The sequence below is a fragment of the Paracoccus alkanivorans genome (genome assembly GCF_003697785.1).
Lineage (GTDB): Bacteria > Pseudomonadota > Alphaproteobacteria > Rhodobacterales > Rhodobacteraceae > Paracoccus > Paracoccus alkanivorans.
The window spans coordinates 225,235-245,951 of sequence record NZ_QOKZ01000001.1; the positions used below are offsets into that span (position 1 = coordinate 225,235).

18 protein-coding genes are annotated in these 20,717 nt (G+C 63.7%); 11 read left to right on the plus strand and 7 right to left on the minus strand.

From position 1 onward, the window contains the following. Positions 1–99: 99 nt before the first annotated feature. Genes C9E81_RS01135 through C9E81_RS01150 form a run of 4 tightly spaced genes read right to left on the minus strand, consistent with a single transcriptional unit; the run spans position 100 to position 3,849 of the window. A complete protein-coding gene (locus C9E81_RS01135; RefSeq protein ID WP_122110480.1) occupies positions 100–885 on the minus strand; it encodes a heme ABC transporter ATP-binding protein in 786 nt (261 codons plus the stop codon). Next, positions 882–1,952 carry a FecCD family ABC transporter permease gene (locus C9E81_RS01140; RefSeq protein ID WP_122110481.1) on the minus strand — a complete coding sequence of 357 codons (1,071 nt, stop codon included), beginning with the start codon at positions 1,950–1,952 and terminating at the stop codon, positions 882–884. Before C9E81_RS01140 ends, C9E81_RS01135 begins: the two co-directional genes overlap by 4 nt. Next, positions 1,952–2,815: a heme/hemin ABC transporter substrate-binding protein gene (locus C9E81_RS01145; protein WP_122110482.1), complete on the minus strand. Its 864-nt coding sequence runs from the start codon at positions 2,813–2,815 to the stop codon at positions 1,952–1,954. The genes C9E81_RS01140 and C9E81_RS01145 overlap by 1 nt, the downstream gene beginning before the upstream one ends. Further along, a complete protein-coding gene (locus C9E81_RS01150; protein WP_243698451.1) occupies positions 2,812–3,849 on the minus strand; it encodes a hemin-degrading factor in 1,038 nt (345 codons plus the stop codon). Before C9E81_RS01150 ends, C9E81_RS01145 begins: the two co-directional genes overlap by 4 nt. Positions 3,850–3,992: 143 nt before the next feature. Here C9E81_RS01150 and C9E81_RS01155 point away from each other — a divergent pair, with 143 nt between their 5' ends. Further along, positions 3,993–6,044, plus strand: coding sequence for a TonB-dependent receptor domain-containing protein (locus C9E81_RS01155; RefSeq protein WP_122110483.1), 2,052 nt, complete (start codon positions 3,993–3,995; stop codon positions 6,042–6,044). 125 nt (positions 6,045–6,169) lie between these two features. On the opposite strand, the gene C9E81_RS01160 is transcribed toward C9E81_RS01155, so the two are convergent. The 3 genes from C9E81_RS01160 to C9E81_RS01170 form a co-directional block, all read right to left on the minus strand. Beyond that, positions 6,170–7,444 carry a DUF2254 domain-containing protein gene (locus C9E81_RS01160; RefSeq protein ID WP_122110484.1) on the minus strand — a complete coding sequence of 425 codons (1,275 nt, stop codon included), beginning with the start codon at positions 7,442–7,444 and terminating at the stop codon, positions 6,170–6,172. 98 nt (positions 7,445–7,542) lie between these two features. Next, positions 7,543–8,817, minus strand: a complete 1,275-nt coding sequence (gene rhaI / locus C9E81_RS01165) for an L-rhamnose catabolism isomerase (protein WP_208021096.1) — start codon at positions 8,815–8,817, stop codon at positions 7,543–7,545. A gap of 5 nt (positions 8,818–8,822) precedes the next feature. Then, a complete protein-coding gene (locus tag C9E81_RS01170) occupies positions 8,823–10,925 on the minus strand; it encodes a bifunctional rhamnulose-1-phosphate aldolase/short-chain dehydrogenase (RefSeq protein ID WP_122110486.1) in 2,103 nt (700 codons plus the stop codon). 184 nt (positions 10,926–11,109) lie between these two features. Between C9E81_RS01170 and C9E81_RS01175 the strand changes: the two genes are divergently transcribed. The 10 genes from C9E81_RS01175 (at position 11,110) to C9E81_RS01220 (ending at position 20,713) form a co-directional block, all read left to right on the plus strand. Further along, complete coding sequence (locus C9E81_RS01175; protein ID WP_122110487.1) at positions 11,110–11,919, plus strand: DeoR/GlpR family DNA-binding transcription regulator; 810 nt, start codon at positions 11,110–11,112, stop codon at positions 11,917–11,919. Between the two features lie 32 nt (positions 11,920–11,951). Further along, a complete protein-coding gene (gene rhaS / locus C9E81_RS01180; protein WP_122110488.1) occupies positions 11,952–12,944 on the plus strand; it encodes a rhamnose ABC transporter substrate-binding protein in 993 nt (330 codons plus the stop codon). A gap of 63 nt (positions 12,945–13,007) precedes the next feature. Continuing rightward, positions 13,008–14,531: a sugar ABC transporter ATP-binding protein gene (locus C9E81_RS01185; RefSeq protein ID WP_122110489.1), complete on the plus strand. Its 1,524-nt coding sequence runs from the start codon at positions 13,008–13,010 to the stop codon at positions 14,529–14,531. Continuing rightward, positions 14,528–15,499, plus strand: a complete 972-nt coding sequence (locus C9E81_RS01190; RefSeq protein WP_122110490.1) for an ABC transporter permease — start codon at positions 14,528–14,530, stop codon at positions 15,497–15,499. Before C9E81_RS01185 ends, C9E81_RS01190 begins: the two co-directional genes overlap by 4 nt. Then, a complete protein-coding gene (locus tag C9E81_RS01195; RefSeq protein ID WP_122110491.1) occupies positions 15,496–16,488 on the plus strand; it encodes an ABC transporter permease in 993 nt (330 codons plus the stop codon). Before C9E81_RS01190 ends, C9E81_RS01195 begins: the two co-directional genes overlap by 4 nt. Beyond that, positions 16,488–16,802 carry an L-rhamnose mutarotase gene (locus C9E81_RS01200; RefSeq protein ID WP_208021065.1) on the plus strand — a complete coding sequence of 105 codons (315 nt, stop codon included), beginning with the start codon at positions 16,488–16,490 and terminating at the stop codon, positions 16,800–16,802. The genes C9E81_RS01195 and C9E81_RS01200 overlap by 1 nt, the downstream gene beginning before the upstream one ends. Then, positions 16,799–18,175, plus strand: a complete 1,377-nt coding sequence (locus C9E81_RS01205; protein ID WP_122110493.1) for an FGGY-family carbohydrate kinase — start codon at positions 16,799–16,801, stop codon at positions 18,173–18,175. The genes C9E81_RS01200 and C9E81_RS01205 overlap by 4 nt, the downstream gene beginning before the upstream one ends. A gap of 250 nt (positions 18,176–18,425) precedes the next feature. After that, on the plus strand, positions 18,426–19,190 hold the full coding sequence (locus C9E81_RS01210; protein WP_122110494.1) for an SDR family NAD(P)-dependent oxidoreductase: 765 nt from the start codon (positions 18,426–18,428) through the stop codon (positions 19,188–19,190). Between the two features lie 19 nt (positions 19,191–19,209). Continuing rightward, positions 19,210–19,938, plus strand: a complete 729-nt coding sequence (locus C9E81_RS01215; RefSeq protein ID WP_122110495.1) for an SDR family oxidoreductase — start codon at positions 19,210–19,212, stop codon at positions 19,936–19,938. Positions 19,939–19,972: 34 nt separating this feature from the next. Continuing rightward, on the plus strand, positions 19,973–20,713 hold the full coding sequence (locus C9E81_RS01220; RefSeq protein WP_122110496.1) for an SDR family oxidoreductase: 741 nt from the start codon (positions 19,973–19,975) through the stop codon (positions 20,711–20,713). Positions 20,714–20,717 lie beyond the last annotated feature (4 nt).

Sequence of the window (20,717 nt, forward strand, 5' to 3'; positions counted from 1 at the left end):
CGGGCCGTCCCGGCGATGCTGCCCGTGATGGGGAGGTCGTCCTCGAAGGAGGGAGCTAGACATTCCCGGCTGCCCGGTCAAGACCCGGACGGATCGTTATTACAGGCCCGCTCCCTGCGGCAACAGCCAGACGCCGTCGGACGGGGTGTGGTTGATCTGCAGACAGCAGCCATAGGCGCCCGAAAGCCGGTGATCGGTCAGCACGTCCACGGGCGATCCCTCGGCCACCGCGCGCCCTTCCTGCATCAGCAGCACATGATCGGCAAACATCGCCGTCAGGTTCAGGTCATGCATGATCGCCACGACCCCGCCGCCCTGCCGCGCATATTCCGCGGCAAGCCTCATGACGGTCAGTTGCTGGGCGATGTCGAGGCTGCTGACCGGCTCGTCCAGAAGCAGCCAGCGCGGGCCGTCCGATCCGACCGGGTGCCAGATCTGCACCAGCGCCCGCGCCAGTTGCACGCGCTGCTGCTCTCCGCCCGAAAGCTCCTGGTAAAGCCGCCCGGCGTGATCAGGCAGACCGACACGGGACAGGGCGGCGCGGATCAGTGCATGGCCGTCGTCTTGCACATGGCTGGATGTCAGGCCGATCCTCACGATCTCGGCGACGGTGAAGGGAAAGCTCAGGACGCTTTGCTGGGGAAGCACCGCGCGGATCGGGGCCAGTTCGCCGGGGCGCATTCCGGCGATATCCCTGCCGTTCATCACGACGTTGCCGGAGGCCGGGGCGATCTCGCCGGTCAGGGCACGCAGCAGCGTGGTCTTGCCCGAGCCGTTGGGGCCGATGATGGCGGTCAGGCGGCCCGCATGGGCGGTCAGATCGACGCCATGCAATATCTCGGCACGGCCGAGATACAGCCGGATATCTCGTGCCTGCAGTCTCATCCGTCCAGCATCCGGCGGTTCGACAGAAGCACCCACAGAAAGAACGGCCCGCCGATCATCGCGGTGATGATGCCGATGGGCAGTTCGGCGGGGGCGATGATCGTGCGGCTGACCATGTCCGCGACCAGCAGCACCGAGGCCCCGAGCAGACCGGAATTCACCAGCAGCCAACGATGGTCCGGCCCGGTGAGCAGGCGCAGCAGATGCGGCACGACAATACCTACAAAGCCGATCCCGCCCGAGATGGCGACCGAAGCGCCGGTCGCGGCGGCTGTTATCAGGATGGCGGCGGTCTTTACCCGCTGCACGCGAATGCCGACATGGGCGGCGGCGGCCTCTCCCAGTGCCAGCCCGTTCAGGCCCCGCGCCAGCAATGGCGAAACCACCAGCGCGGCAGCAATGACCGGCCCGGCGGCAAGCAGCTTCACCCAGCTTGCACCGGCCAGCGAGCCGAGGCTCCAGAAGGTCAGGTCGCGCAGTTGCTGGTCGTCGGCACGATAGATGATCAGACCCGAGACCGCCGCGATCATCGCGGCGATGGCGATACCGGCAAGCAGCATCGTGGCCACCGATGTTTTCCCCTGTTGCGTGGCGATGCCGTAAAGGACGGCCATTGCCAGCCAACTGCCCGCAAAAGCCGCCAGTGGAACCAGATGCCAACCCGCAGCGGCAAGGATGGCAGGCGGCAACAGACCGCCCAGCACAATGGCGGCGATCGCGCCGAGCGAGGCTCCGGCGCTGACCCCCAGCAGACCGGGATCGGCAAGCGGGTTGCGGAACAACCCCTGCATCACCGCGCCCGAGACCGCCAGCCCGGCCCCGACCAGCATACCGGTCAACAGGCGCGGCAGCCTGATATCGAACAGCACGACCCGATCGGTCCGGGCAATCTCGTGCCCCGTGAACCAGTCAAGCAGCACCTGCGGCGCGGATACGCCCGAAGCGCCATGCCCCAGGGACAGCATGGCGACCGCGGCAAGCAAGGCGAAAAGCCAGAAAGCCAGAGAGCGCCCGAGATGCCGGCGATCCCCCGCCAACCTTTCACCGGACGCGTCGAGCGCGACCATCAGGCGCCTCCATAGATCGCGTCATGCAGGTCCAGCGCCGCCTGCCCGGTGCGCGGGCCAAAGCCCAGCAGATACAACCCGTCCATGCGAATGACCGCACCATTCCTTGCCGCCGGGGTCGCAGCGACTGCGGGGATGGCCATCAGCGCCTCGGTCGCAGCCGCATGATCGCTGTCGTTCGCGCCGCGCTTCATCATCAGGATCGTGTCGGGGGCCGCAGCGGTTATCGCCTCGTCGGTCAGCGGCTTGTAGCCATCGACGCCCTGCACCGCGTTCTCCGCTCCCGCGAGGCGTATGATCGCGTCGGCCTCGGTGCCCTGCCCCGCCGCCATCACCCTGCCGCCCTGCAGCGACAGGACGAACATCACGCGCTTGGACGGAGCACCGCCCCCAACCGCCGCTGACAGCTTGTCGAGATCGGCCTTCAGTGCCGCAACTGGAGAGGCGGCGGCTTCGGGCACGCCAAGCGCCTCGGCCACGGCTTCGATCTTGGCGGTCAATCCCTCGGCATCCGTGCCGGACGGAATGGTTTCAAAGGGGATCCCGGCCTCTTTCAGCACCGCGATGGTTTCCGGCGGCCCCGCGCCCTCCTCTGACAGGATCAGATCAGGCTTCACCGACAGCACGCCTTCGGAGGACAGCGCCCGCATATAGCCCACATCGGGCAGTTCCTGCGCCTCTGCGGGAAAGCTCGACGTCGTATCCCGGGCAATAAGCCGGTCCTGCTGGCCCAGGGCATAGATGATCTCGGTCACCGAGCCGCCGATGGCCAGCACGCGCTGCGCATCGGGATGCGGCTCGGCCTGCGCGGACAGTGCCAGCGACAGGGCCAGCGCCGCAGCTTGGGAGACCCGGCGGATCATGCCGCACCCGCAGCGGGCAGGGATTGCACCAGCCGTGCCCATGCCTCGGGGTCGCCGCCCTTCTCGGGACGCATGCCGAAGCACTGGAAAATCAGGCTGCCCGCCTGATCGAACGCCTCGACCGATATGGCGGGACCGCGCCTTGTCGGCTTGTCGACCAACCAGACCTCCGCCACGTGATCGGCGCGCAGGTGCAGGTTGAATCGATCATCCAGCACGTTCAGCCACGGCCCCATCGGCTTCAGGTTCCGGATCGGACCGGAATGGATCTCGATACAGCCCGCATTGCCGACGAAGAGCATCACTTTATGCTGCTCGGCCCGGACCTTTTCGAACAGGGCGGAAACCGCCTCGACGCTCAGCGGCATGGCCAGCGGAGCGCCCACAATGCGATAGGCGCCGAGACGGTTCATCTTCAGCCGCCGGACGAGGGTGTTGAATTGATGGGTATCGGTCATCTTCGCCCATTCGGCGCGAAGGATGTCGGCCCGGTCTTCGGCAATCCGCGCCCCCTCCGGCAGGGTCCGGGCGTCGAAATCCGACAAACCGGCCTGATCCGGCAGCGCCAGATCGCGCAGCAGCTCATTCCAGGCTTCAAGGTTCGACCCTGCACGCAGATGCACCTTGTGAACGGCGCCTCCCGCCGCATCGAACACCTGGATCGAGCGGCGCATGCCATCCGCTCCCGCTGCCTCGACCGCGTAGGCATGCACCCAATGGCGTGGAAACATTCGCATGTCGATCTCGGTATCCAGCGTCATCGCGGCATGTTCGCCGTCGTGAAATTCGTTATAGGTGCCGATCTTCTCGATCACGCAAGAGCGGTTGCGGGTCAGCGCCATGACCTCGCCCAGCTTTTGCACCGCCGGTATCAGCCGGGACAGCGCCGGGTCGATCCGCGTCGCACCAAAGCCCAGTTCAGCCTCGACCAGCGCGGCCTCGGACAGGCCAAGCTGCGCTGCAAGATCATAGGGTCGGACGGTGGCGTCACGCTTCAGTTCACGCAGGCGTGCCGGGGTCAGGTCATTCATCATGTGCCTCTGCTGCATCAGTTCACCGGCATCTGGCAGAATGGCTGGACGCAATACTTGACATAATTAGTCGGAATCCATAGCCAATGCAAGCCGCCAGCCCGCGCCAGCCTCCAACATATCTTTTCATTAATGAGGGACTGGCGATGCGCAGACCAATCACGGCTCTTGCCCTGCTGCTTGGAACAACGACACTTGCTATGGCGCAGGATGATACGCGGCCCATCACCCTCGATCCCATCGTCCTGCGTGCGGGCACGGAAAAGGTCGCCTCGTCGGTTCCGCAATCGGTCAGCGTCGTGGAAGCGGAGGAACTGAACGAGATCTCACCCGGCAATATCGGCGATGTGCTGGAACAGGTGCCGGGGGTGGCGGGCGTCGGCTCATCCAGCTTTTTCGGGCAGGGCTTCAACATCCGCGGTTTCGGATCATCCGGAACGGCGGCCTCCGAGGCAGGCATCGTCCAGTTGATAGATGGCGAGAAGAAATATTTCGAAAGCTACCGTCAGGGCTCGCTCTTCGTGGAGCCCGACTTCCTGAAGCGCGTCGAGGTGCTGCGCGGGCCGAGCGCAGCCACGCTTTACGGCTCGGGCGCACTGGGCGGGGTGATCGCGATGGAGACGATCGATCCGGGCGACCTGATACCCGAAGGCGCGAGCAGCGGCGGACGGGTGAAGCTGGGCTATGCCTCGAACCCCGATACCGCGTTCGGCAGTGTAGCCTGGGGCTGGCGCCCGGCAGAGGATTTCGAGGCGCTGGCGGCTTTCGCCTATCGCAAGCTAGGGGAATCCGAGGATGTGGATGGCGAAACCATCGTGCGGTCCAACTCGGACACGCCGAACCTGCTGCTGAAAGCCCGCAGGACATTCGGCGATCATTATGTCGAGGCCTCCTATCAGCATCTGGAGGCGCGCGGCGACGATCAGGATTTCAACCAGCTCGACGGTCCGCAGATCGGGCTGTTTCCGGGCTTCACCGGTTGGGGCGTCGGCGATATCCTGACGCGCGATCAGGTGGCGCGGCTGGAATGGGGCTGGAACCCCGCCGACAACCGGCTGATCGACGCAACCGTAACCCTGTCATACACGAACACGATCAAGGATGTGCAACAGGGCGACGTCGCGGATGAGCCGATTTCGCCGACCCTGCTTGGCCGCCGCGACTATGCGCTGTGGAAGCTGAGGGCACAGAATGTCATGGACCTGTCGGGTACGGGTTACAGCCATTACCTGACCATCGGCGCCGAGACGTTCAGGCAGGATCGTTCCAGCACCTCGCTGTCCACCTCCCACCCCGAGGGCTATACGAAATCGGCGGCGGTCTTTGCCTGGTCCGAACTGGAATGGGGCCGGGTCACGGTCAATTCCGGCCTGCGCTACGAGCGCCAGAAAACCGAGCCGAAGGAAAGCGTCACCGCCACCGACGACCGGGTCGAATCGGAGTCGGTCGAGCCGCAGGTCGGGGTCATGTATCGCCTGAACGACGACTGGTCGGTCTTTGGCTCGCTGGCATTCGTCAACCGCCTGCCGACGGTGGACGAGCTTTACGACAGCCGTGGCGACGGAAGGGGCGGCGCAGGCGCGCCGTCGCCCGATCTGAAGGACGAGAAGGGCAAGAATATCGAAATCGGCGTCAGCTATCGCGGCAATGACATCTTCCGCAGCGGGGACGAAGCGGCGATGAAACTGACCCTGTTCCGCAACCATATCGACGACATGATCGTGCGAACCAACATGCCCGCGCCAACGCCCTCGTACACCAATATCGATCGCGCCTATCTGCGCGGCGGCGAGCTGGAGGCCAATTACATGACCGGGGACTGGGAATTCGGCGCGGCGCTGTCGGTCGTCAATGGCAGGGATCAGGATGGCGAGATCCTGGATACCCTGCCCAATAACCGGGTTGTGCTGTCGGCGGCATGGCAGGCCAGCGACGAGTGGAAAATCGGAATGCGCAGCATCCTCGCGGATGGGCGCGAAAAGCCGGTCAGCGCCCTCAATCGCGAAGGGACCGACCGCGCCGGTTTTGGCGTGCATGACATCTATGCGATCTGGACCCCGCAACATGGGGCGCTGAAAGGCATGGAGGTCAACATGGGCATCGACAATGTCACCAACCGCGAATACGTCCCGGCGACCTATGTGACCGGCCCGGCACCGGGGCGCAACTTCAAGCTCTCGCTCAGCAAGACGTTCTGATGCCAGCAAGGCGGTTCCGTCAGGGTCCGGCATCTACTATTTGATTATAAACGAAATGATATCAATTCATTACGGTTACAATCTCCAGCAAAATATCAACCTGCTCCAGCAATGGTCCGGCTCGGTTAGTCACCGATCCGGATCATTTCGAGCCTTCGCATTTCCTCATCCAGCACCAGCGCGGCCCCGGCCCGTTTCAGCGCCAGTTCGGCCTGATGCCGGGCAGCCGAGCGAAAGCTCTCGTCCCCGAGCCGGCCAAGCGAGCGCAGGGTTTCCCGCAGCTTCAGCTGGACCTCGATCATCTTGGCTCCGTCACGGGCAATGGCTTCGAATGCTCCCGCGAAGAGTTCGGCGGTTTCAAGCGGCGGAACGTATATGTCGGGATAGGCGATCTCGTCATCCGGCCTGCTCCTGGCACCTTCTGCCCACAGGGTCAGCAGCCTTGCCATGCGGCCGATCACATCGATCGCAGTGCCGGGATCGTTGACAGCGGGCGAAAGCGCACGCTGCGCGATCTCGCCGAGAACCGAAATTCCGTAACCCGGATCCTCGTCAAAGCTGCGGTAGGTCTCAAGTGTAAATGCGTCCCTGACGGCAGCGGAGACCGCGCTCCGGTCTGTATCCGCGCCCGGCGGGGTCCTGAAATGAACCCATGCAAGAACCGTATCTCGATACACGAAGCGGCCCGGCATCACCGCGAGATAAACTTTCCCGCCACTATCCGCCACCGCGCAGGCAAGTTCCTCCATACTGAAATGGGTCACATAACCGGTTTCAGGCGATGTCACCGCCATAGTATCCGAAGGCAGGCCGTTTTCGGTGTTGATCAGCGGTCGCCCACCGAAACAGGGCTCTTTCAGCCGCGCCTCGAAGGCTGATCTGGTAGCCTCCTCCAGCCGCTCCAATGTCTCGCCCACCCGGCCGAACCGGGTCAGATGATCGATCCAGCGCATGAGCGACATCACGATCATGGCAAGCACCGCGACGGTAATGGTGAACAGGACCACCCGGCCCTGCGCGCTGTAGGCGCCGGCTTTCAGCACGACAAGACCAACGATGCTGAACAGGAACGAGCCGACGAACACGGACAGGACATTCTGTGTCAGCCTGTCCTCGGCCAACAGCCTGGTTGCGCGCGGAGTAATATTGGCAGACGCAGTCCAGAAGGCCGCTGTCATCACGCTTAGCGAGAAGGTGGTGACTGCCAGCATGCTGGAGGCAATGATGCTCAGCAGGCTGTCGATGGCGTCGACGCCGATCTCGAATACGAGATGCGGCGGCACAATACGATCGGCGAGCGCCGCCAACCCCGCCCCCGCGATACCAAGCACACCGATCAGCGTGGCCCGCACCCAGAGCTTGCGCATATATTGCAACAGAAACCATCGCCATCTTGACATCACATTTCCCTGCTCTTTGTCCCGAGTGATAGCGGGCTTTCGCCTTTCAGGTCAAAGACATCCTGAACGCGCGAAAAAAGGGAAGGGACAGAACGCCGTCAGACGATGCCGCCACCTCCGGCCGCGGCCCGGGGTCGCTCCGCCGCGATCTTTGCGCGATAACCCGAGGCGCGATAGGCCGAGATCGGATCCGCCGCGCCCCCTGCCCTGACCCGGGCCATGGCGAGGATTGGCTCGACATCGGTGCGGAAAGCCTCGCGCAGGGTAGCCGCCGCCATCAGCGCGTCGTTGCCCTGCCGAAAACCCTCCAGCGCCACACGATCCACCAGCGAGGCCTGCACGAAGGCGCGTTGGATCTCGCAGGCGGAGATCATCAGGCTCTCGATGGGATCGGTGACATTGTGGCTCTGGTCGATCATATGCGCCAGGTCGAGACCGGGCGTATCCTCCAGTTCGACCAGTTCATTGAATACCAGGAACAGCCGGAACGGATCGATCGTGCCGCTGTCCAGATCGTCATCGCCATATTTGCTGTCGTTGAAATGGAAGCCGCCCAGCTTGCCCGCACGGATCAGCCGCGAGACGATCATCTCGATATTCACGTTCGGCGCATGATGTCCAAGATCGACAAGGCACTGCGCCTTGGGTCCCAGTTCCTGCGCCGTCATCAGGCTGGTGCCCCAATCCTGCACGACCGTCGAATAGAAGGCGGGCTCGTAGATCTTGTGCTCCGAGAAGATCCGCCAGTCATCGGGCAGCCCGGCATAGATCGCCTTCATCGATTCCAGGTAGCGGTCGAACTGCCGCGAAAGCGAGGTCTGGCCGGGAAAGTTCGAACCGTCCCCGATCCAGACCGTCAGCGCCTTCGATCCGATCTGTTGGCCGATCTCGATACATTCCAGGTTATGCTCGACGGCCTGCTGCCGGGTTGCGGCATCGGTATGGGACAACGAGCCGAACTTGTAGCTATGCGCCTGGTCGGGCTGATCCTGGAACGTGTTCGAGTTCATGGCGTCGAAACCTAGCCCAACCTCTTCCGCCTTGGCGCGCAGATCGGACGGATCGGCCTTGTCCCAGGGGATATGCAGCGAGACCCGGGGCGTCGTCGCCGTCAGTTGGTGGATCACACCGCAATCGTCCAGCTTGTCCATGATGCCGCGCGGCTCGCCCTCGCCCGGAAAGCGCGCGAAACGCGTGCCGCCCGTCCCGGTGCCCCAGCTTGGCACCGCCACGCCAAAGCCCATGGCGCGGGCGGTCAGGGCCTCGATATCCACGCCCCGGCGCGCCAGCCGCGCGCCAAGGGCATCGTAATCCTGTACCAGATCGGATTGGCGCCTGGCGTTTTCCGCCTCGATCAATGCCTTGTCGATCATCATGCTCACCGCGTAAAGGCCTGGACGTTACCGGCATCCACGTTCAGGATATTGCCGGTCGATTTGGCGGACAAGTCGGAGGCAAAGAAATACGCGCCCTCGGCGATATCCTCGGGCAGGACCGAGCGTTTCAGCATCGAGCGCTGGCGATACATTTCCTCCAGCCCCTCCTTGTCGGTGCCATAGGTCGAGGCGCGCTGATCCAGCCATTCGCCCTCCCAGATCCGCGAGCCGCGCAGCACCGCGTCCGGGTTCACCACGTTCACGCGGATACCCGCCCCCGCCCCTTCCAGTGCGAGGCAGCGGGCCAGATGGATTTCGGCGGCCTTGGCGGTGCAATAGGCGCTGGCATTGGGGCTGGCGGCCAGCCCGTTCTTGGAGGCGACGAAGATCACCGATCCGCCGATATCCTGCGCCCGGAAGTTCTTGAACGCCTCGCGGCTGACAAGGAAATAACCGGTCGAAAGGATGTCCATATTCTTGTTCCACAGCGCCAGCGAGGTTTCCTCGACAGGCGCGGAAGAGGCGATGCCGGCATTGGATACCAATATGTCGATGCCGCCGAACTCGACTGCCATCGCGGCATAGGCGCCCGTAACCTGATGCTCGTCGGTGACATTCATCTGCACGCTGCGGACGACATCCTTGCCATGCCGCGCGGCAAATCCCTCATGCACCTCTTTCAGGGCATCCGCATCGATATCGGCCAGCATCACACATGCACCCTCGCGCAGGAAGCGCTCGGCCGTCGCGGCACCGATGCCGCCCGCCCCGCCAGTGACCAGCGCCACCCGGCCCGCCAGCGATTTCGGCTTGGGCATGCGCTGCAGCTTGGCCTCTTCAAGCAGCCAATACTCGATGTCGAAGGCCTCCTGCTCGGGCAGTCCCTGATAGGTGCTGACCGAGGAAGCCCCGCGCATCACGTTGATCGCGTTCACATAGAACTCGCCCGAGATCCGCGCCGTCGCCTTGTCCAGCGCGAAGGTGATCATGCCGACGCCGGGCACGAGGTAGACGACCGCGTTCGGGTCGCGCATGGCCGGGCTGTCATCATGCTTGCAGCGGTCGTAATAGGCCGCGTAATCGTCGCGATAGGCGGCCACCGCATCGGCCAGCCCCCCGATGGTCTTGTCCAGATCGGGATTGGCCGGGTCGAAATCCACAACCAGCGGACGGATCTTGGTGCGCAGGAAATGATCGGGACAGGATGTCCCGAGCGGCGCCAGAGTCTCCAGCATCTGCGAGCCGACGAATTCCAATACAGCGGGCTGGTCATCGAAATGGCCGACCTTGTGCCGTTCCTTCGAGATCAGCCCCCGGATCACCGGCATCAGCCTTGCCGCGACCTCGCGCCGCTGCGCGGGCTCCAGCGTGGGGCGCTTGACGCCGCCGAACGGGGCGGTATCGGCTGTCTTGGCCTCCAACCACGCGGCGGCCTTGTTGATGATCTCCAACGTGGTCAGGTAGCAGTCCCTGGCGTCATCCGCCCATGTGAACAGCCCGTGGCTTTCCAGCACGCACCCCTTCGCCTGCGGGTTCTCGGTCGCGAATTTCTCCAGCCACAGCCCCAGTTCGTAACCCGGTTTCTTCCATGGCAGCCAGCCGATCTCGTCGCCGAAGATCTCTGCCGTCAACTCCCTGGAATTCACCGAGGCGGCGATGGCAATGATCGCGTCGGAATGAACGTGATCGACATGTTTGCGCGGCACATAGGCATGCAGCGGCGTATCGATCGATGCCGCGCGCGGGTTTAGCGCGAAGGTGCAATGGGGCAGATAGCCGACCATCTCGTCCTCATGCTCGATCCCGCGATATTTGCCCTTCAGCGCCCGCAGCCGGTCCATGTAAAGCGTGGCGAAACCGTCCATTTTCATCGAGCCGATATCGCCGCCCGAGCCCTTGACCCACAGCACCTCGACCTGATCGCCGGTAAGCGGGTCGGTTTCCATCACCTTGGCCGAGGTATTGCCGCCCCCGTAATTGGTCACCCGTTTGTCGGAACCGAGCAGGTTCGACCGGTATAGCAGCTTTTCCGATTCGCTCATCGACGCGGCTTTGGCGTCATCCCACAGGTTTTCAAGCCGATTGGCGGCGACAGTCTGGGTCATGGATGCCTCCCTTGGCAGCGGCGGAACGCCGGGCCTTCCTGGTGCAGATACGCCCTCACCCGCCCGGATGTCAATCATATTCAATCATAATCAGTCATAAATTGCGCTAATATCGACAAGTATAGATCGAAAATGATTGACATTGCGCGAAAAGAAAGGAAACTGTGCATTCAGGGAGGACGCCATGCTCGAAACCGAACGCCATCGGATCATTCTGTCAGCCGTGCAGGAACGGCCCGTGGTGACGGTCGCCGATCTTTGCGCCCTGACCGGCGTTTCCGAGGCCACGGTGCGCCGCGACATCGCCCAGCTTCACCTTGCCAAGAAGCTGCGCCGTGTCCGTGGCGGGGCCGAGGCGATCTCGCCGCCGCAATTCGTGGGCATCAACGCCCGCCCCTTCGCCGTCAACCAGACGATCAACATCGCCGAAAAGCGCGCCATCGCGCAGGCCGCGGTCGATCTGTGTGAGGATGGCGACGCGATCATCATCAATGGCGGCACGACGACCTTCCAGATGGTCCATCCGCTGACCACCAAGCGGCTGCAGGTCTTTACCAACAGTTTCCCGATTGCCGAGCATCTGCTGAAGCAGTCGAAGAACACCGTCCTGTTGCCCGCCGGTGCCATCTACCGCGAGCAGAACATCATCCTGTCGCCCTTCAACGATGACGGTTCGGGCCATTTCTATGCGCGGCGCATGTTCATGGGCTGCCGGGGGCTTGGGCCTCTTGGGCTGATGGAGGGCGACCCGCTGCTGGTGCAGGCCGAACAAAAGCTGATCGGCCAGGCGGACGAGTTGATCGTGCTGGCCGACAGCTCGAAATTCAGGCAGCGCTCCAGCCTGCTGCTCTGCCCGCTGAACCGCATTCACACCGTCATTACCGATGACGGCATCGAGGATCGCGCGGCCAAGATGCTGGAGGCCGCCGAGATACGCCTGATCGTGGCCGAGACGGCCGGATCGAACCGAAGAACCCGCGCCGAGAAGGAATGACGCGCGGCACCGCTCATAGGGGGAGGAACATCATGAGCATTCTGAAAAAGGCCCTGACCACCGCCGCGATGGCGTCTGCCCTGCTGGCAGGTGCCGCGCAGGCCGAGGACATGCGCATCGCCATAGTCGCCAAGGCACTGGGCATCGGCTTCTTCGAGGCAGCCAACAAGGGCGCGCAAGAAGCCGCCGAAGAGCTGGGCGATGTCGAGATCATCTATACCGGCCCGACCGACACCACCGCCGAGGGCCAGGTCGAGGTGATCAATTCGCTGATCGCGCAGCGCGTGGACGCCATCGCCGTCAGCGCCAATGACACCGACGCGCTGGTGCCGACGCTGAAAAAGGCGATGCAGCGCGGGATCACCGTCATAAGCTGGGATTCCGGCGTCGCGCCAGAGGGACGGCAGATGCATCTGAATCCGTCCTCGGCGCCCCTGATCGGCAACATGATCATCAAGCTGGCCGCCGACAACATGCCCGAAGGCGGACAGGTCGCGGTGCTATCGGCGACGACCACCTCGACGAACCAGAATGTCTGGATCGAAGAGATGAACAAGGTCGCGGGCGATTACCCGGATGTCGAGGTCGTCGGCACCGTCTATGGCGACGACCTGGCCGATAAATCCTATCGCGAAACGCAGGGGCTGTTGAAGACCTATCCCGATCTCAAGGCGATCATCGCGCCGACCTCGGTCGGGATCGTCGCGGCGGCGCAGGCCGTCACCGATGCCGGCAAGATCGGCGAGGTCAATGTGACCGGGCTTGGCCTGCCTTCGGAAATGGCGGGACATGTCAAATCCGGCGCGTCGAAATCCTTCGCGATCTGGAATCCGATTGATCTGGGTTATTCCGCGACCATGATCGCCTATCACCTGGCCAAGGGCGACGCGAGTGCCGAACCCGGGGCGACCATCCCTATGGGCCGCATGGGCGAGGTGGCGCTGGACGACAATACCGAGGCGGCGATGGCCGATCCCTTCGTCTATGACGCCAGCAATGTCGAGGAATTCGCGGACGTCTTCTGATCCGCACTGACATTCGACCGGCCCGGCCATTCGCGCCGGGCTATCATCCGAAGGATCATCCCAATGCAGGCCCAGACAAGCCCCGTGCTGTCGCTGCGCGGCATCGTCAAGACATTTCCCGGAGTGCGCGCCCTGGATGGCGTGCAGATGGATCTCTATCCCGGACAGGTCACGGCTCTGGTCGGCGAGAACGGTGCGGGAAAATCGACCATCGTGAAGATCCTGACCGGGATCTATCAGCCCGACGAGGGGCTGATCGAAGTCGATGGCACCGAAACACGCTTTCCCACCGCGCAGGCGGCGGGTCAGGCCGGCGTCACCGCCATCCACCAGGAAACCGTGCTGTTCGACGAGTTGAGCGTGGCCGAGAATATCTTCATCGGCCATGCCCCCCGCAACCGCTTCGGCCTGATCGACCGCCGCGCGATGCGATCCCGCGCGCGGGAAATCCTGCGCGGCATCGGCGCCGAGCTGAACCCCGGCGTGAAGCTGCGCGATCTCGGCATCGCCTCGAAGCACCTGGTCGCCATCGCCCGCGCGCTCTCCATCGACGCGCGTGTGGTCATCATGGACGAGCCCACTGCCGCGCTCAGCCACAAGGAAATCGCCGAGCTTTACGAACTGGTTGAGAAGCTGAAGGCGCAGGGCAAGGCGATCCTGTTCATCAGCCATAAATTCGACGAGATCTTCCGCATCGCCGACCGCTGGACCGTGTTCCGCGACGGGCAATTCGTGGGCGAAGGGCTGATGGCCGAGACGAACGAGGCCGATCTGGTCCGCATGATGGTCGGCCGCTCGGTCGATCAGATCTATCCCAAGCGCCCCGCGCGGATCGGCAAACCCGCATTGACGGTCGCGGGCTATTGCCACCCGACCGAATTCGACGAGATCAGCTTTACCCTGCATGAGGGCGAGATCCTGGGCTTCTACGGGCTTGTCGGCGCGGGCCGCAGCGAGGTGATGCAATCGCTGTTCGGCATCACCCAACCGTCGAAAGGCGCCTGCCGGGTAGGCGGGGATGTGCGTGTCATCCGCTCGACCTCGCAGGCCGTCGATGCCGGGATCGTCTATGTCCCCGAGGATCGCGGGCGGCAGGGAACTGTCAAAGGGCTGCCGATCTTTCAGAACGTCACCCTGCCCTCGCTGGACCGCACCAGCCGGGCCGGTTTCCTGCGCATGGCCGAGGAATTCGCGCTTGCCCGTGAATATACCCGACGGCTGGATCTTCGGGCAGCCTCGCTGGATCAGGATGTGGGCCTGCTGTCGGGCGGCAACCAGCAGAAGGTGGTGATCGCCAAATGGCTGGCCACGAAACCCCGCATCATCATCCTCGACGAGCCGACCAAGGGCATCGATATCGGCTCGAAAGCCGCCGTGCATGACTTCATGTCGGAACTGGCCGCCGAAGGGCTGGCCGTGATCATGGTCAGCAGCGAGATCCCCGAGGTTCTGGGCATGTCCGACCGTGTCATCGTCATGCGCGAGGGCCGCATCGCGGCAGAGTTCGAGGATGGTGCAATGACCCCCGAAAACCTCGTCCGCGCTGCCGTCGGCATCGCCGGATCAGAGAACGGAGCCGCCGCATGAGCCTGTTGAAATCGCGCGAGGCCATTCTGGCACTGGCCATCCTTGGTCTGCTGGCGCTGATCGCCAGCCGCTTTCCCGGCTTTGTCGCTCCCGCCAATCTCGCCGCCGTATTCACCGACAGCTCGCCGCTGATCCTGCTGGCACTGGGGCAGATGGTCGTGATCCTGACGAAATGCATCGACTTGTCGGTGGCGGCCAACCTGGCGCTCTGCGGCATGGTCGCGGCGCTGATGAACGGCGCGGGCATTCCTCTGCCGCTGATCCTGATCGGCGTGATCGCACTCGGCGCGGCGCTTGGCGCGTTCAACGGGATGCTGGTCTGGACCCTTGGCATCCCTTCCATCGTCGTCACGCTCGGCACGATGACGATCTATCGCGGCGTGATCTTCCTGCTGACCGGTGGTGCGTGGATCAATGCCCACCAGATGAGCCCCGCCTTCAAGGCCTTTCCCCGCACGGTGATCGCCGGTCTGCCGGTCATGGCATGGATCGCCGTCGTCATCATCGCCGCCGTTGCCCTGCTGATGATGCGCACCCCGCTAGGCCGCGCCTTCTACGCGGTGGGCGGCAACCCGCATGCGGCGGTCTATACCGGCATCTCGGTCGGGCGCACGCAGTTCGCCGCCTTCGTCATGGCGGGCGCGCTGGCGGGGCTGACCGGCTACCTGTGGGTCGCGCGTTACGCGGTCGCCTATGTCGATATCGCCGGTGGGTTCGAACTGGATGTCGTCGCCGCCTGTGTCATCGGCGGCATCGCCATTGCCGGAGGCGCGGGAACGGTTGCAGGCTGCGTGATGGGCGCGCTGTTCCTGGGCATCATCAAGAACGCCCTGCCGGTCGTCGGCATCTCGCCCTTCTGGCAAATGGCCATCTCTGGCGCGGCCATCCTGATCGCCATCGCCTTCAACGCCCAGAGCCAGCGTGCACCGGGGCGGATCATCCTGAAACGGGCGGAGCACCGGACATGACCACCATCCAGACCGGACGCCGGATCCCCGACCGCCTGACCTCGCCCCTGTCGCGCGCCCTGAAAAGCTGGGAGGCGCTGCTGCTGGTCGTCGCCGTGGCGATCTTTGTCCTGAATTCCGTCGCCTCGCCCTATTTCCTCGATCCGTGGAACCTGAGCGACGCAACCTTCAACTTTACCGAAAAGGCGATGATCGCCTTCGCGATGGCGATGCTGATCATCGCGGGTGATATCGACCTGTCGGTGGGCGCGATCATCGCGCTTGCCTCGACCGTGATGGGCGTGGCCATGACCCTTGGTGCGCCGACCCCGGTTCTGGTCCTGCTGGGGTTGGGAACCGGGCTGACCTGCGGCGCCTTCAACGGGCTGCTTGTCGCGCGTCTCGGCCTGCCAGCCATCGTCGTGACCATCGGCACGATGAGCCTGTTTCGCGGCATCAGCTATATCGTTCTCGGCGACGGGGCCTTTACCGGCTATCCGTCCGGTTTCGCATGGTTCGGTCAAGGCTATGTGTTCTGGGTCATCACCGTCGAGATGGTGATCTTCATCCTCGCCGCCCTCGGTTTCGGCATCCTGCTGCACCGCACCAATTTCGGGCGGATGACCTATGCCATCGGCAACAATGCCACCGCCGCCCGCTTCTCGGGCATCCGGGTCGGGCGGGTCCGCTTCATCCTGTTCCTGCTGACCGGGCTGATGAGCGGGGTCGCCGCGATCTGCCTGACCTCGCGCCTCGGCTCCACCCGCCCCTCGATCGCCTTCGGCTTTGAACTGGAAGTCGTCACCATCGTCGTCCTCGGCGGGGTCGCGATCCTCGGCGGTTCGGGCTCGATCACCGGCGTGGTGCTGGCGGCGCTGGTCATGGGGCTGGTGACATTCGGCCTCGGCCTTCTGAACGTGCCGGGCATCGTCATGTCCATCGTGGTCGGCGCCTTGCTGATCGCGGTGATCGCCTTGCCCCGGCTATGGGCCATGCTCCGGAGGGGATGATGGAGAAATACGCGTTCCGAATGATGCTCAAACCCGGCATGGCGGATGAATACCGCCGCCGCCATGACCAGATCTGGCCGGAACTGGTCGAGCTTCTGCGCGAGGCCGGAGTGCAGGATTACTCGATCCACCTGGACCCGGAATGCAACGCCCTGTTCGGTGTCATGTGGCGGCGCGAGGATCACGGCATGGACGCGCTGCCCGCCCATCCGGTCATGCGGCGCTGGTGGGCATATATGGCCGATATCATGGCGACCCATCCCGACAATGAACCTGTCGCCGTTCCCCTCATCCCGATGTTCCACATGCCATGACCCGTATCGCCGTCATCGATATCGGCAAGACGAATGCCAAGCTGGCGCTGGTGGATGGAGAGACATTGGCCGAGATCGCCGTCGTCACCCGCCCGAACCGGACCTTGCCGGGCCCGCCCTGGCCGCATTTCGACCTGGAGGGGCATTGGCGGTTCTTCCTGACGCATCTGACGGAATTTCACGCCCGCCACGGCATCGACGCGATTTCCGTCACCACCCACGGCGCGGCAGCGGTTCTTCTGGATACCGATGGCGGGCTTGCGGCGCCGATGCTGGATTACGAGCATCCCGGCCCGGATGATCTGCGCCGCAGATATGAAACGCTCCGCCCGGATTTCACCGAAACGGGCTCTCCGGGCCTTCCCCTTGGGCTGAATCTCGGCGCGCAGTTTCACTGGCTGTTCGAAAACCAGCTCGGGCTGCTGGATCGCACCGCCCATATCGTCACCTATCCGCAATACTGGGGCTGGCGGCTGACCGGAGAATTGGCAAGCGACGTCACCTCACTGGGTTGTCACTCCGATCTGTGGAATCCATGGCAAGGCGGGCTCTCGTCGCTGGCCGAACGATTGGGACTTGAAGGCAAGATCGCCCCGGCCCGACGCTCGAACGATGTGCTGGGGCATATCCGACCAGAGATCGCGGCGCGGACGGGCCTGCCCCCCGCCACTCCCGTCGCTGTCGGCATCCATGACAGCAACGCCTCGCTCTATCCCTATATCCTTGGCCGCAAGGCGCCGTTCACGGTGGTCTCGACCGGCACATGGGTCGTCGCGATGGCGGTGGGCGGAGAACCCGTCACGCTTGACCCGGCCCGCGATGTGCTGGTGAACGTGAACGCCCTGGGCCAGCCGGTTCCCTCGGCCCGTTTCATGGGGGGACGGGAATACGAAATCATCCGGGCAGGCCGCGAAGCGCAGCCATCCGAGGCAGACCGGGACACCACGCTGAAAACCGGCCTGATGATCCTGCCTGCGGTGGAACCCGGCTCCGGCCCGTTCCCGGGGCGTGAAATGCGCTGGAGTTCCGAGCCCGGCAGCGATGGCCAGCGGATGGTCGCGTTGTCGTGGTATCTTGCGCTGATGACCCATAGCTGTCTTGCGCTGATCGGCTCGCGCGGGCCGGTGATCGTCGAGGGGCCATTCGCAAGGAACCCGGATTTCCTCGCCATGCTGGCCGCCCTGCATCCCGACGGAATCGAGACAGCCCAATCCGCCACCGGCACCTCGGCAGGGGCTGCGTTGCTGTGCATGGGCCACGCCGCGGCGCCCGGCACGATCCGCACTCCTCCACCCGCAAATGCCGCATTGCTGAAGAAATACGCGGAAAAATGGTTATCGCTGGCGGAGCAGGACGGCCCGGTATCACGCTGAAACAGCTTAATACATTCTTCTTCATGGAAATATCCCGGGGTCGTCGGCCGGTCGCGCCACTGGTTCGAGAGACCTGTTGGCGACGGGCAGGGCCCCGGCCATCGCGGGACGCAAATTCTCGTGACCGGTGATTTTTCGATTTTCATCGCATCGATGAATTGTAAAGTCAGTCATACAAATGTAATCTGATCCAAACATCGTTGCTGCGGATCGGCGCAACCACCCGGCAGCCATCGGCAGGAGGAATCGCATGACGCTTGAACAATTCAGGCTGGACGGAAAGACGGCGCTGATCACCGGCGGCAATCGCGGAATCGGGCTGGCCATTGCACAGCTCTTTGTCCAGGCGGGGGCCTCCTGCATGCTGACCAGCCGCAGCGAGACTCCGGGCCTGAAGGAGCTGCTGAAGCAGGAACCGGACCGGGTGGCCTGGATAGGCGCGGATGTGAATGACGAGGACGCCCCGAAGCGAATGGTCAAGGCCACGCTGGAGCGGTTCGGGCGGCTGGATATCCTGGTGAACAATGCCGGCGTCGCCGACAATGGCAATTTCCACGAATTCACCGATGCGCAGCTGGATTTCGTCATGAGCACGAACCTGATCGCGCCATTCCGCATCGCGCGGGCGGCTGTCATGCCGATGCTGCAGCAGGGAAGCGGCGCGGTGGTGAATATCGGTTCGATCTCGGCATATGTCGCCAACAAACCGCAATTGCAGGTGGCTTACAATTCCTCCAAGGCAGCCATTCACCAGATGACCAGGACCATGGCCTTCGAATATGCCGACAAGGGAATCCGGGTCAATGCGCTGGCGCCGGGCTATGTCGTCTCGGACATGACGGCGGGCGGGATCGCCGATCCGGAATGGAACCGCATCTGGACCGAGAACACCCCGATGGGCCGCTTTGCCGAACCAGAGGAAATGGCCAGTTGCGCGCTGTTCCTGGCCTCCGACGCGGCAAGCTACGTCACCGGCGCGATCCTGGTCGCCGATGGCGGTTACACCACGCATTGAACAGGGAAGGATGAGTCACATGGCAGAGAGACTGAACGACAAGGTGGCACTCGTGACCGGCGCTGCCTCGGGCATCGGGCTGGCGACCGTGAAATCGCTGCTGGAGACGGGCGCGAAGGTGGTCATGGCTGATCGTGACGAGGCGGCGCTCGAGCGGCTGACAGGCGAGTTTGGAGAAAACGCGATCCCGCAAGTGACCGATCTTCTCGACCCGGCAAGCTGCGCGGCGATGGTGCCCGAGGCGCTGGAAAAGACCGGGCGCATCGACATTCTGCATTGCAATGCCGGCACCTATATCGGCGGCGACCTCACCGAAACCGATCCCGCAACCATCGACCGGATGCTGAACCTCAACGTCAATGCGGTGATGAAGAATGTCCATGCCGTCATCCCGCATATGAGCGAGCGCGGCAGCGGCGACATCATCGTGACCTGCTCGGTCGCGGGGCATTTCCCGGTACCGTGGGAGCCGGTCTATTCCGGTTCGAAATGGGCGATCACCTGCTTTGTCCAGACCATGCGGCGGCAGTTGAACAAGCAGGGCATCCGCGTCGGACAGGTATCCCCGGGGCCGGTGATTTCGGCGCTGCTGGCGGACTGGCCCGAAGAGAACCTGCGCAAGGCCAGGGAATCCGGCAGCCTGATCGAGCCGGAAGAGGTCGCCGATGCGGTCATGTACATGCTGACGCGCCCGCGCAACGTGACGATCCGCGACATGATCGTGCTGCCGACGAATTTCGATATCTGAGCCTGCTGTGGCAACCGGCAAGGGAGGGGAAACCATGGCTGAATTCACGGGGCTGAGCGTGCTGATCACCGGTGCGGCAGGCGGTATCGGGCGCGCGATGGCCGAGGCTTTCGCAGCAGAAGGGGCAAGGCTCGCGCTGGTCGATATCTCGGACACCTCGGATCTGGCATCGGAATTGCCGGGCGATCACCGGGCATATGAGCTGGACCTTTCGGACGGCGAGGCCATCGCCCGAACGGTGCCGGTGATCGGCGAGGAGATGGGGATCGACGTGCTGGTCAACAATGCCGGTTTCGGCATCGTCTTTCCCGCCGAAGACAGCAGCGCGGCCCGTATCGCCGATTGGGACCGGACGGTGAATATCAACCTGCGGGCGCCATGGCTGATGTCTGCCGCCGCCCTGCCATGGCTGAAGCGGTCGGGCCGGGGAAGGATCGTCAATATCACCTCCCAGGCAGGCGTCATCGCGCTGACGGATCATGTCGCCTATGGCGCCAGCAAGGCCGGGCTGAACCTGGTGACCAAGGTGCTTGCCGTGGAATGGGCGAAATTCGGCATCACCGTCAACGCGATCGCTCCGACGGTGGTGGAAACGCCCATGGCGGCGATTGGCTGGGCGGGCGAGAAAGGCGAGCAGGCCAAGCGCGAAATCCCCGTGGGGCGGTTCGCCCAGCCCTCGGAAATCGCCGCCGCCGCGCTGTATCTGGCCTCATCCGCCGCAGGTATCGTAAACGGGGCGGTGTTGATGGCGGACGGGGGTTATTCGGCCAGGTAGAGCT

Excerpts from the sequence above, each read along its gene's own strand:
- C9E81_RS01215 (WP_122110495.1), top strand. The coding sequence starts at position 19,210 with ATGGCAGAGAGACTGAACGACAAGGTGGCACTCGTGACCGGCGCTGCC.
- C9E81_RS01210 (WP_122110494.1), top strand. The coding sequence starts at position 18,426 with ATGACGCTTGAACAATTCAGGCTGGACGGAAAGACGGCGCTGATCACC.
- C9E81_RS01195 (WP_122110491.1), top strand. The coding sequence starts at position 15,496 with ATGACCACCATCCAGACCGGACGCCGGATCCCCGACCGCCTGACCTCG.
- C9E81_RS01155 (WP_122110483.1), top strand. The coding sequence starts at position 3,993 with ATGCGCAGACCAATCACGGCTCTTGCCCTGCTGCTTGGAACAACGACA.
- C9E81_RS01200 (WP_208021065.1), top strand. The coding sequence starts at position 16,488 with ATGGAGAAATACGCGTTCCGAATGATGCTCAAACCCGGCATGGCGGAT.
- C9E81_RS01135 (WP_122110480.1), bottom strand. The coding sequence starts at position 885 with ATGAGACTGCAGGCACGAGATATCCGGCTGTATCTCGGCCGTGCCGAG.
- C9E81_RS01160 (WP_122110484.1), bottom strand. The coding sequence starts at position 7,444 with ATGTCAAGATGGCGATGGTTTCTGTTGCAATATATGCGCAAGCTCTGG.
- C9E81_RS01145 (WP_122110482.1), bottom strand. The coding sequence starts at position 2,815 with ATGATCCGCCGGGTCTCCCAAGCTGCGGCGCTGGCCCTGTCGCTGGCA.
- C9E81_RS01150 (WP_243698451.1), bottom strand. The coding sequence starts at position 3,849 with ATGATGAATGACCTGACCCCGGCACGCCTGCGTGAACTGAAGCGTGAC.
- C9E81_RS01220 (WP_122110496.1), top strand. The coding sequence starts at position 19,973 with ATGGCTGAATTCACGGGGCTGAGCGTGCTGATCACCGGTGCGGCAGGC.
- rhaI (WP_208021096.1), bottom strand. The coding sequence starts at position 8,817 with ATGATCGACAAGGCATTGATCGAGGCGGAAAACGCCAGGCGCCAATCC.
- C9E81_RS01170 (WP_122110486.1), bottom strand. The coding sequence starts at position 10,925 with ATGACCCAGACTGTCGCCGCCAATCGGCTTGAAAACCTGTGGGATGAC.
- rhaS (WP_122110488.1), top strand. The coding sequence starts at position 11,952 with ATGAGCATTCTGAAAAAGGCCCTGACCACCGCCGCGATGGCGTCTGCC.
- C9E81_RS01185 (WP_122110489.1), top strand. The coding sequence starts at position 13,008 with ATGCAGGCCCAGACAAGCCCCGTGCTGTCGCTGCGCGGCATCGTCAAG.
- C9E81_RS01205 (WP_122110493.1), top strand. The coding sequence starts at position 16,799 with ATGACCCGTATCGCCGTCATCGATATCGGCAAGACGAATGCCAAGCTG.
- C9E81_RS01140 (WP_122110481.1), bottom strand. The coding sequence starts at position 1,952 with ATGGTCGCGCTCGACGCGTCCGGTGAAAGGTTGGCGGGGGATCGCCGG.
- C9E81_RS01175 (WP_122110487.1), top strand. The coding sequence starts at position 11,110 with ATGCTCGAAACCGAACGCCATCGGATCATTCTGTCAGCCGTGCAGGAA.
- C9E81_RS01190 (WP_122110490.1), top strand. The coding sequence starts at position 14,528 with ATGAGCCTGTTGAAATCGCGCGAGGCCATTCTGGCACTGGCCATCCTT.